The organism is Aphanizomenon sp. CS-733/32 (genome assembly GCF_028330045.1).
GTDB classification, from domain to species: Bacteria; Cyanobacteriota; Cyanobacteriia; order Cyanobacteriales; family Nostocaceae; genus Dolichospermum; species Dolichospermum gracile.
In genome coordinates, this window is record NZ_JAQMSE010000085.1 from 1 (window position 1) to 10,249 (window position 10,249).

Consider the following 10,249-nt stretch of genomic DNA (forward strand, 5'->3'; position numbering starts at 1 on the left):
CTACTACACAAACAAAGTCCACCTGCGTGGACTAACGAGAAATCAAGGCTTTTGAACCCACGAAGGTGGGTTTCGTCTGTGTAGCTGCGACTTCTAGTCGCCCTTGCAAGTAATAAATTAGACTTTTCAAACACCCTCTAATACCTGATTTCATAAGCTTTTTATTGATCATGGCTAATTCATCTGAATCTCAGAATAATTCACTAAGTTTAAGTGATGGCAATATTGATTTAACATCCACAGGTGGGGTTAATTTCTGGTTTGATAAAGGATTTACATGGGTAGTATATCTCTTCGCTGGGATTACTGTAGCCATCCTCTTTGTCATGACCTACGTAATTTTCCAGCAAGCAGAACCGGCTGTTGATAAATTTGGACTAGGCTTTTTATGGGGTCAAGATTGGGATACAGGGAATCAGATTTTCGGGGCGTTACCTTATATTTATGGAACTTTAGTCAGTAGTGCGATCGCCATTATCTTAACTATTCCCGTTGGCATATCAATAGCTTTAGTCACGAGCGAAGATTTTTTGCCAAATTCAGTCAAAACCACCATAGCCTTCGTCATCGAACTGATTGCTGCTATCCCCAGCGTCATTATTGGTTTATGGGGAATTTTCATTTTTATTCCCTTCATCACACCCATAGAAAAATGGTTAGGTAGCACCTTTGGGTTTATTCCCCTATTTAATACACAAGATCCCGCCGGCAACAATATGTTAACAGCGGGCATTGTTCTTGCCATTATGACCTTACCTGCAATGGCAGCCATTTCTCGTGACGTTCTGATGGTGATTCCTAAAGAGTTACGTAGCTCATCTATGGCTTTAGGTGGAACTCGTTGGGAAACAGTTTTTCGGGTTTTATTACCAGCAGCATTTTCTGGAATAGTCAGCGCCACAATGCTATCTCTAGGCAGGGCATTAGGCGAAACAATGGCTGTAACAATGCTAATCGGTAACTCCGCCCAAATTAGTATATCTCTTTTAGATCCAGCATATAATATTCCCGCAGTTTTAGCCAATGAATTTGCTGAAGCTGAACCGGGCTTACATATTGGGGCATTAAGTTATTTAGGTCTAATTTTATTTGCCTTAACACTAGCCATAAATATTGCGGCTGTATTAATAGTGGAATGGGTTGGCAAAAAGAATAGATAACAGGAGTCAGGAGTCAGGAAAGAAGAAGAAAGAAGAAAGAAAGAAGAAAGAAGGAGTAAAAGTTTCTTACTGTTGTAAGACTTTCTTGGTAAATTTTATCCCTCATTCTTGTTCATAACTTGACAGCCAATTCAAAATCTAAAATCTAAAATCCAAAATCCAAAATTAACATGAGTGCTTATCAAAATTCAGAAACAGATCAAGCCGCTGCGGCTTCCTTATGTCAGCCCCTATCCACAGGTAGACAAATATTCACATACTTAATGACCGGAATTGCCTTTAGTCTAAGTGGTTTAGCACTGTTGCCATTGTTATCCATATTGTGGGAAATCATGTCACGGGGGGCTTCTGGCTTCAGACGAGAGATGTTATTTCATCCCTTAATTGAAAATGGGTTTGCTAATGCTATTCTTGGTACTATACTTATGGTAGGTGTCGGTGCTTTACTAAGTATTCCTGTCGGGGTAATTACAGGGATTTTCTTAGCAGAATTTAGTCAAACCAACCCATTTACTAAGTATGTGCGGTTTATCACTAGCATTCTTACAGGTGTTCCCTCAATTGTTGTCGGGATATTTGCTTATGGTGTGATTGTTTTATTAACTAAGGGATTTAGCGCGATCGCTGGAGGTTTTGCTTTAGCTGTAATCATGCTACCAGTGATAGTATTGACAACAGAAGAGGCTTTAAAGCTAATTCCCGTTCCCCAGCGTCTCGCATCTGCCGCTTTAGGAGGAACTCGCTTTCAAACTACCTTTCGTGTTATTGTTAGTTCGGCCATCCCTGGAATTACTACGGGGATTTCCTTAGCTATAGCTCGTGCTTCTGGCGAAACAGCACCACTACTTTTTACCGCTTTATTTAGTCAAAATTGGTCCGATGGTTTATTAAGTCCTACTGCTTCCTTACCAGTATTGATTTTTAACCTTTATAACAATCCTGATCCAGCCGTAAATGAACTAGTATGGACAACCTCCATCATTCTCCTGACTTTAGTTTTGTTTTTCAGCTTGCTGTCTCGCGTAATTGCTAAGAAAAGATAAGGTCAACTAAAAAATTTTCTTTCCTACTTTAGTCAATCATGAGTAACTTAACTACTGCCATCCAAGTCAAGAATCTTAGCTTTTACTACGGAAACTATAAAGCTATTGAAGGGATATCACTAGATATCTACAAAAACCAAGTTACTGCATTAATTGGTCCTAGCGGTTGTGGTAAATCTACATTCATCAAAACCATTAATCGGATTAGTGAATTAGAAGGAAAAGTCAAAGTCGAAGGTCGGATAGAATTTTTTGGTCAAAATATCTATGATCCTCGCATTAATATCAATCGTCTGCGGCGAGAAATTGGTATGGTCTTCCAAAAACCCAATCCTTTTCCCATGAGCATTTATGAAAATGTGGCTTATGGTGTAAGAATTGCTGGGAAATGTTCAAAAGTAGCATTAGATGAAATTATCGAATCTGCACTTAAAGGTGCAGCTCTGTGGGATGAAGTCAAAGATAAACTTCATCAGTCTGCTACTGGTCTTTCCGGTGGACAACAACAACGTCTGTGTATCGCTAGGGCTTTAGCGGTTAAACCCAAGGTACTGTTAATGGATGAACCCTGTTCAGCCCTTGATCCAATTGCGACAATGAAAGTAGAAGAATTAATTCACAAATTGCGAACAGAATTCACGATTGTGATTGTTACCCATAATATGCAGCAAGCAACTCGGGTTTCTGATTTTACTGCCTTTTTTAGTACCGACGAGAGCCGTATTGGTCAAATGGTGGAATTTGGGGAAACAAGTCAAATCTTTCGGAATCCCTTAGATAATCGGACCCATGACTACGTGTCTGGACGATTTGGTTAATCACAACACCGAATGCGTAGCTTAAGCGTCATCAGGATTTAAAATTAATAGCATTGCTATTCCCAAATCCGAAATTGGTATGACTCATTCTCCAGATATTGCCACCTTAGCTCGCTGGATGGCGGCTGATTTTAGCAATCAAGCCCAGGTTTTTGAGAATCCGGCTTTTTTTGCCCATATTCGTGTATGTATGCGTCCCCTCCATTGGGGGGTGTTGTCAGGTGTAAGTTTGTTTGTAGAACAAGCTTATGACTATATGTTGAATAAGCCTTATCGGGTGCGGGTATTACATCTGACAACTGTGGGGGATAAAATCCATATTGAAAACTATACTGTCAAAGAAGAAAAAGATTTTTACGGTGCTTCCCGCGATTTACCAAGGTTGCAGACTTTGACGAGCGATCGCCTAGAAAAGCTTTCTGGTTGTAACATGATTGTAGAATGGACTGGCAGCCAATTCAAAGGCACAGTCGAACCAGGAAAGGGCTGCATTGTCATCCGTGACGGGCAAAGAACCTATTTGGATAGTGATTTTGAAATTGACGGTGAAAGGTTCATCAGCCGTGACAGAGGGCGAAATCCTGAAACAGATGAACATATTTGGGGTTCTGTCGCAGGTCCTTTTTACTTCCTGCGTTGGGGGAATTTTGCCCAAGAAGTCAAATTAAATCCTTAAAATCCAATACAGGACAGGCTTTTAGTCTGTCCAGTCTGTGAAAAAAATTCATAATCAAAAGCATAATTAAAAAAATTTCTCCTAGATAGTGCAAATTGGGAAAAATGGTGCTATCATAGGTAATCGTGGGCGCGGCGACATAGCCAAGTGGTAAGGCAAGGGTCTGCAAAACCTTCACCCCCGGTTCAAATCCGGGTGTCGCCTTTGAGAAAAACCAGCCAAAACCAAGCATTTCCAGGTTTTAGGTAATAAGTAATAAATTATGTAAATTATGGGACGGGTTTAATACTCGTCCTAAATTTTTTTGGCATAGATGGGGATATAAGAAATTTCTTTACCAAAACGGTAAAGGATTACATTAACTGATAAGAATAAACCAGGAGTGGTAAAACATTTATTACAGTTTTTTGGTATTGCTTCACCGGAAGAGTGGCAGAAATGCTACGGAAGAAAAAATCAATATGTAATTAAAAATATACTAATTTACAAATTATTACTAGTGCGGTTTTTTATTTTTCAAATATGCAGGGAATGTTATATATTTGATGTTGCATAGTTTAATTAACAGTATATATATACATGACAGAAAAGCAATTAGTTGAGTTTAAGTTAGAAGATGGCGGTAAATTCTTAGTGGAAATTGAGGAATCAGAAGATACATTTAGTGCTACTGAGAGAGTCGCTTTACCATCTGGTCGCATGATTGCAGAGGCAAAACAAACTTTTGAAGCAGCCCTAGATAATATTAAGCCTGTAGTTGCCAGCATTAGTAACAAATTTAAAGACTTAGGTCCCAAGGAAATGGAAGTTAAGTTTGGAGTCAAACTCAGTGCTGATGCAGGAGTAATTTTAACTTCTGTGGGTGGAGAAGTCACTTTTGAGATTACGGTGAAGTGGAGTAAGGACTAAGATTTGTAAGTTTTATGTCAACTGAAAATTATTTTCAGGTCTTTAAATGTGCGATCGCTCGCATTTATAATAAGCAGGGTAAAGTTGTTGGTGCTGGTTTTTTAGTAACTCAGTACCATCTTCTTACCTGCGCTCATGTAATTACAGCAGCTTTGGATATTGTCACTAATACACAAGATTCTCCAACTGAAACCATAGAAGTTGATTTTCCTCTGATTGCACCTGGACAAAAAGTAAAAGCCAATGTTGCATTTTGGCAACCTGTGAACCCAGGACAAAGTAAGGAAGATATTGCGGGATTACAGATAGATGATACTCTACCAACGGGTGTGAGTCCTGTAAAACTTGTCACCACATCAGATTATTGGCAACATAAATTTCGCATCTTTGGCTTTCCCCAAGGACATGATACTGGTGTTTGGGCTGACGGTGAACTGCGTGATATTCAAGCTACTGGTTGGATACAGATAGAAGCAATTAAAGTTCCCGGGTATCGGATTGAACTGGGTTTTAGTGGTTCTCCTATTTGGGATGAATCATTACAGGGAGTTGTAGGTATGGCTGTGGCCGCAGAGAAAAAGCGAGAGGGTGTGAAAGCGGCATTTATGATACCGACAACTGTATTACTTGAAACGTGGGGTTGTTTAAATCAAACTGTTCAACAACAATCAATAAATTCGTCTCCTTCTTTAAGTCGAGTCCAAGAAATTAAAGCTAGGGAATTGAACAAAAGGTTAGTAATTTTAGAAGGTGATTATGAAGCAGTTTATAACCAATTGAATCACACAGAAAATGCCGAAAGTCGTAATAATTTACAACGACAACTAAACAGGATTGAACAGGATATGAATGATGTCGTTGAAAAATTAAAGAATAATTAAAAATGATCGGGTAATAACCACTTTCGAGTTTAGGGGTTTAGTGAATAGAATTCGGAGACCCACGCAGGTGAGTTTTGTCTGTGTAGACGCGGTTTCTAACCGCCCCTTTAATCAGCCCATGTTCGAGTTATTAAATGAAGACAGACACGATATTTTACACCCTTCTCCAAAATCTTCCCAGCGTTTTATTTGAAGTTCTAGAAAAGTCACCGACACTGGCTTCACACTACGAGTTTTCTTCTGTAGAAATCAAAGAGTTAGCACGTCGGATAGATGGCTTGTTTTTGCCCAAACCAGAGTACCCACAAGACCCGATTTATTTTGTAGAAGTGCAATTTCAGAGCGATGATAACTTATACTGGAGATTAATTACAGAAGCGTTTGTTTATTTAAACCAGTATAAACCTGAAAAATCATGGCAAGCTGTAGTATTGTGGGCAAATCGGGATATTGATGTCGGTATACCCTTAGCATATCAAACTTCACTAGCTGCTGGGCAAATTCATGTAGTTTATTTAGATGAATTAGTTGGTACATCATCTTCAATTGGTTTAGGAATTATTAAATTAGTAGTTTCTCCTGAAGATAAGGCTATACAGGAGGCACGAAGTTTGATTAATTTGGTGAAAACAGCAGATGCAGAAAACGGTCGTGATCTTTTAGAATTAGTAGAGAGAATGTTGGTTTACAAATTTTCATCTTATACTCGTCAGGAGTTAGAGGCAATGTTTGGATTAACAGAATGGCAACAAACTCGATTTTATCAAGAAGTGAAGGAAGAGACTAAGTTAGAAATAATTCCTAAACTGTTAAGTGAGGGGCTAACTGTAGAACAAATTGCTCGTATATTTGAGTTAGATATCGAAGTAGTGAAACAAGCCATCAAAAATGAAAGTAAATAATTTCACGTGACAAATTTTCATCTATTTGTAAGGGTTTAGCAATACTAAACCCTCACCAGTTAAGTCAAAATATTAAACGATTTTGAGTATAAATTCTGGAGATTTTTTATAATATGGAAAGAGCTAAAGATATCAACCGTCAAGAATTAGAAAAAATATTCCAAGCGACGAAAGAGGATTTTCAAGACCTTAATAACCAAATTACTGAAACGAACAATGCTGAACAAAAAAATCAACTACAGCGACAAGCAAAGAGACTTTATGAAGAACTGGAAGAACTTGAGCAGGAAATAGAAAAATTAAAATCCGAATATTAAACGATTTTGAGTATAAATTCTGGAGATTTTTTATAATATGGAAAGAGCTAAAGATATCAAACGTGAAGAATTAGAAAAAAGATTCCAAGCGACGAAAGAGGATTTTCAAGACCTTAATAAACAAATTACTGAAACGAACAATGCTGAACAAAAAAATCAACTACAGCGACAAGCAAAGAGACTTTATGAAGAACTGGAAGAACTTGAGCAGGAAATAGGAAAATTAAAATCCGATAGTTTTCCAAATCTGATTAATAATCTGATTAATATTTTAACTGCTAATCTGGATACAGCTACTATTCAAACAGCTTATAAACAAACAGCTGATAAATCTTTTGATGCAGTAAATTCGCATCAAACCACAGTAGAAGGTATTGTTAAAGATTTGTATGATCTGGATAAACGTAATTTAGATAGTAATATAAAATTTAATCGTAACCACCATACAACGAAATTTATCAAATATTTAATTACTAATAATCATATTCATCAAATTGATCAAACAAAGTTAGAAGACTTAAAAAAATGGGGAAGCAATAATATAGAAGATTTTGATAAACTGATTCAAGATGTTAACCCAAAATGTCCAAATACTGATACTAAACCGGAATCATACATATTAATTAAAATAGAAACGTTAACAACAAAATCAAGATCAAAAACACCAAAATTTAAAATTAGTGGTAGTGTTATTCCTAATATTCAAAATTATATGAAACACCAAACAGAGTTTAATCCAATTAGTTTTTCTAATTCTCCCGATGATAAATTCACACTCAATGACATCAAAAAAGTTTTTTGTTCATTATTCCAAAAAATTCCTTGTCAGTTAGAAAGTAAAATAAAATTTGTATTTTTTCTACCTCCACAATACCTGAATCATCCTGTTGAAACATGGGAAATTGATGATTTTGGAGAAATAATATATGTACGTGATAAATATCCGGTGATGGTTCGTGATGTTACACGATTAGATACCAATTATCTCAATGTTAAACAAAACAATTGGATTGATAAATGGCAGAAATTAGAAAATATCACCTGTAATAATTTTCAAAAGCTACATGAATATGATGAAAAAAGATTTTCTTCATTAATGAATCAAGCAATTGGTGTTATACTAAACCTATTTGATGAAAATAACAAAAATGATGCTGATAAAATTACTAAGATTTTTATTTCATTAAAGAGTAATGCTGTTCCTGTCGCCATTTGTCACCGAGATAAAATTAATTTAGAGCGACAAGAATATGAAAATAGAGCAAATAACGAATTAAATTGTTGTATTCATAAATTACCTAATCACGTTATGGAACAATATATGGATTTTTTGCTTCATGAAAATCAATATCTATTCGTAAATAATGTTTTTATCATTTACGAAAATCCTCACATTTTACCATATAAACCTGAACCAATCATTACTAACTAGGTATTCTTATGACAGACTGGAAAATATTTCAAGGAAACAATCAAGTCAATAAAAACTGGACACTTCCAGAACCACCAAGTTGGCGAGATTTTAATAACACTAATAGTGACCCCAAAAAAAGACGCGCTGAGACATTTCAAGCACGTTCAGAAGAAATAGACTTAGTGAATGCGGCTTTATATTTACGACGACCTTTATTAGTAACTGGTAAACCAGGTACAGGTAAAACTTCTTTAGCCTATGCTGTAGCTTATGAGTTAGGATTAGGAGAAGTATTACATTGGCCAATTACCACCCGTACCACACTAAAAGATGGACTTTATAGTTATGATGCCATAGGACGTTTACAAGATGCTAAAGATAAAGACAAAGATAACTTAGCAGAAATTGGTAAATATATTAATTTAAGTTCACTGGGAACAGCTTTACTACCATCTGATAAACCCAGAGTTTTATTAATTGATGAAATTGATAAAAGTGACATTGACTTACCTAATGATTTACTACATATTTTTGAAGAGGGAGAATTTGAAATACCAGAACTAAGACGCATAGCTGATAAACTAGATCGGGTAGAAGTACAGACAGCATATAAGGATCAAAAAGCCACTATTGAAAAAGGTAGAGTTCGCTGTACATCCTTTCCCTTTGTGATTTTAACCAGTAATGGGGAACGAGATTTTCCCCCTCCTTTTTTAAGACGTTGTATAAGATTAAATATTCAAGAACCGGATAAGAAAGAATTAGAACGAATAGTTAAAGCACATCTACAGTTAGATGATAAACTACCTGAAATAGCGGATAAGTTAATTGATCAATTTCTCGAAAAACGTCAAAATGGGGAATTAGCAACAGACCAACTTCTTAACGCCGTTTACTTAGTTACTAGAGAAAATTCACCAACAGGTACAACTAAAGATGGTTTAATTGAGAAAATATTAAAATATTTAGCTAGTTCCGAGGACTCATGATGAACAGGTTGATTAAACTTCTACAACACCTAGAACTGGACATGAGTGCAGAAGAAATTGCTGATACTCTTTGGTTAGCAAACCAGATAAAATTACCATCAGCAATTACATCTGTTGATGAAGTTACTCAACCAAATCAAAGTTCTCAAACTGAGATTTCTAAATTACCTCAACAAGAAAGTTCTCAAGAATTAGATTTTTCGGATAATTCCACAGTAGAAAAAACTCAAGAACCAGTAGCTAAAGCTTATAAAGAAGATGATATAGGTTCTAATTTATCATCTGATTCTACTGCAAAATCAACTTCTGAAAAATCAAAACCTGCATCACCGGGAGTACCTTTTAAATCTCCTGCTGTTACTGCTTTACCTAATGCTTTAGAAATTGGTAGGTCACTCCGTCCATTGATGCGGAAAGTTCCATCTCGGATAAAATTTGTTTTAGATGAAGAAAATACTGCCCAACAAATAGCAGAAAATGATGTTTGGATACCAGTTTTAAAACCTGCGCGAGAACGTTGGTTAGATTTGGTGATAGTTGTTGAGGAAAACCGTGCGACTGTAGTTTGGGAAGAAACTATTAATGAGTTTCGCAAATTAATGGAACGACATGGAGCTTTTAGAAATGTCTATACTTGGAGTTTACGCACAAGTTCAGATAGTAAACCGCAATTTTTTCACCAGCAGAGAAAAGCCACAAAAAAACAACGTTCCCGCAGTGATAAAGAACTATTAGAACCTAATAGTAGACGGTTAATATTATTAATTAGTGATTGTATTTCCTCTTTATGGTGGGAAGGAAAAATACACAAAACATTAGAATTATGGTCTAAACAAGTTTTGGTGACTGTTCTGCAATTATTACCGGAACAATTATGGGAACGTACTGTTTTAGATTTGGGTATTTCCGTTTCTTTAAGTGCTATTGAACCAGGTTTACTCAATTCTAAATTGACTGTTCATGATTTCCCTATGTGGTTGGAACAAAAACCTACAAAAGCACTCTGTACAGGACAAAAAATAGAGAAAAAGCTTGCAAAGGAAACAGAGAAAGGGTTTCATAGAAAGTTACCACACAATCAAAGAAACCCCTATGAACCAGATTAACTTATTACGAGACACACTAAAACCACATTTGGAA

General features: G+C 36.2%; 12 protein-coding genes and 1 tRNA gene. 12 read left to right on the forward strand and 1 reads right to left on the reverse strand.

Annotated elements, in window-relative coordinates; genetic code table 11:
- Positions 1-31 precede the first annotated feature (31 nt).
- Positions 32-154, reverse strand: a complete 123-nt coding sequence (locus tag PN471_RS06740) for a hypothetical protein (protein WP_271776183.1) — start codon at positions 152-154, stop codon at positions 32-34.
- A gap of 16 nt (positions 155-170) precedes the next feature.
- On the opposite strand from PN471_RS06740, the gene pstC reads away from it, so the two are divergent.
- From pstC to PN471_RS06800, 12 genes are all read left to right on the forward strand, one after another.
- Positions 171-1,160, forward strand: coding sequence for a phosphate ABC transporter permease subunit PstC (gene pstC, locus PN471_RS06745; RefSeq protein WP_271776184.1), 990 nt, complete (start codon positions 171-173; stop codon positions 1,158-1,160).
- Positions 1,161-1,330: 170 nt separating this feature from the next.
- Positions 1,331-2,203 carry a phosphate ABC transporter permease PstA gene (gene pstA / locus PN471_RS06750; protein ID WP_271776185.1) on the forward strand — a complete coding sequence of 291 codons (873 nt, stop codon included), beginning with the start codon at positions 1,331-1,333 and terminating at the stop codon, positions 2,201-2,203.
- Between the two features lie 38 nt (positions 2,204-2,241).
- Entirely contained in the window at positions 2,242-3,021 is a 780-nt protein-coding gene (pstB, locus tag PN471_RS06755) for a phosphate ABC transporter ATP-binding protein PstB (RefSeq protein ID WP_271776186.1), read from the forward strand.
- A 79-nt stretch (positions 3,022-3,100) separates the two neighbouring features.
- A complete protein-coding gene (locus PN471_RS06760) occupies positions 3,101-3,697 on the forward strand; it encodes a chromophore lyase CpcT/CpeT (RefSeq protein ID WP_271776187.1) in 597 nt (198 codons plus the stop codon).
- 133 nt (positions 3,698-3,830) lie between these two features.
- Positions 3,831-3,901 (forward strand) — tRNA-Cys (locus tag PN471_RS06765).
- 375 nt (positions 3,902-4,276) lie between these two features.
- Positions 4,277-4,606 (forward strand): CU044_2847 family protein, encoded by a 330-nt coding sequence (locus tag PN471_RS06770; RefSeq protein WP_271776188.1) that lies wholly within the window; start codon positions 4,277-4,279, stop codon positions 4,604-4,606.
- Between the two features lie 14 nt (positions 4,607-4,620).
- On the forward strand, positions 4,621-5,487 hold the full coding sequence (locus PN471_RS06775) for a trypsin-like peptidase domain-containing protein (RefSeq protein ID WP_271776189.1): 867 nt from the start codon (positions 4,621-4,623) through the stop codon (positions 5,485-5,487).
- 134 nt (positions 5,488-5,621) lie between these two features.
- On the forward strand, positions 5,622-6,389 hold the full coding sequence (locus PN471_RS06780) for an Rpn family recombination-promoting nuclease/putative transposase (RefSeq protein WP_271776190.1): 768 nt from the start codon (positions 5,622-5,624) through the stop codon (positions 6,387-6,389).
- A gap of 113 nt (positions 6,390-6,502) precedes the next feature.
- Positions 6,503-6,706 (forward strand): hypothetical protein, encoded by a 204-nt coding sequence (locus PN471_RS06785; protein ID WP_271776191.1) that lies wholly within the window; start codon positions 6,503-6,505, stop codon positions 6,704-6,706.
- Between the two features lie 37 nt (positions 6,707-6,743).
- Complete coding sequence (locus tag PN471_RS06790; protein WP_271776192.1) at positions 6,744-8,138, forward strand: VMAP-C domain-containing protein; 1,395 nt, start codon at positions 6,744-6,746, stop codon at positions 8,136-8,138.
- Between the two features lie 8 nt (positions 8,139-8,146).
- Entirely contained in the window at positions 8,147-9,109 is a 963-nt protein-coding gene (locus tag PN471_RS06795; protein WP_271776193.1) for an AAA family ATPase, read from the forward strand.
- Between the two features lie 41 nt (positions 9,110-9,150).
- Complete coding sequence (locus PN471_RS06800) at positions 9,151-10,215, forward strand: SAV_2336 N-terminal domain-related protein (RefSeq protein ID WP_271776194.1); 1,065 nt, start codon at positions 9,151-9,153, stop codon at positions 10,213-10,215.
- Positions 10,216-10,249: the final 34 nt, after the last annotated feature.

Excerpts from the sequence above, each read along its gene's own strand:
- PN471_RS06740 (WP_271776183.1), bottom strand. The coding sequence starts at position 154 with ATGAAATCAGGTATTAGAGGGTGTTTGAAAAGTCTAATTTATTACTTG.
- pstC (WP_271776184.1), top strand. The coding sequence starts at position 171 with ATGGCTAATTCATCTGAATCTCAGAATAATTCACTAAGTTTAAGTGAT.
- pstA (WP_271776185.1), top strand. The coding sequence starts at position 1,331 with ATGAGTGCTTATCAAAATTCAGAAACAGATCAAGCCGCTGCGGCTTCC.
- pstB (WP_271776186.1), top strand. The coding sequence starts at position 2,242 with ATGAGTAACTTAACTACTGCCATCCAAGTCAAGAATCTTAGCTTTTAC.
- PN471_RS06760 (WP_271776187.1), top strand. The coding sequence starts at position 3,101 with ATGACTCATTCTCCAGATATTGCCACCTTAGCTCGCTGGATGGCGGCT.
- PN471_RS06770 (WP_271776188.1), top strand. The coding sequence starts at position 4,277 with ATGACAGAAAAGCAATTAGTTGAGTTTAAGTTAGAAGATGGCGGTAAA.
- PN471_RS06775 (WP_271776189.1), top strand. The coding sequence starts at position 4,621 with ATGTCAACTGAAAATTATTTTCAGGTCTTTAAATGTGCGATCGCTCGC.
- PN471_RS06780 (WP_271776190.1), top strand. The coding sequence starts at position 5,622 with ATGAAGACAGACACGATATTTTACACCCTTCTCCAAAATCTTCCCAGC.
- PN471_RS06785 (WP_271776191.1), top strand. The coding sequence starts at position 6,503 with ATGGAAAGAGCTAAAGATATCAACCGTCAAGAATTAGAAAAAATATTC.
- PN471_RS06790 (WP_271776192.1), top strand. The coding sequence starts at position 6,744 with ATGGAAAGAGCTAAAGATATCAAACGTGAAGAATTAGAAAAAAGATTC.
- PN471_RS06795 (WP_271776193.1), top strand. The coding sequence starts at position 8,147 with ATGACAGACTGGAAAATATTTCAAGGAAACAATCAAGTCAATAAAAAC.
- PN471_RS06800 (WP_271776194.1), top strand. The coding sequence starts at position 9,151 with ATGAGTGCAGAAGAAATTGCTGATACTCTTTGGTTAGCAAACCAGATA.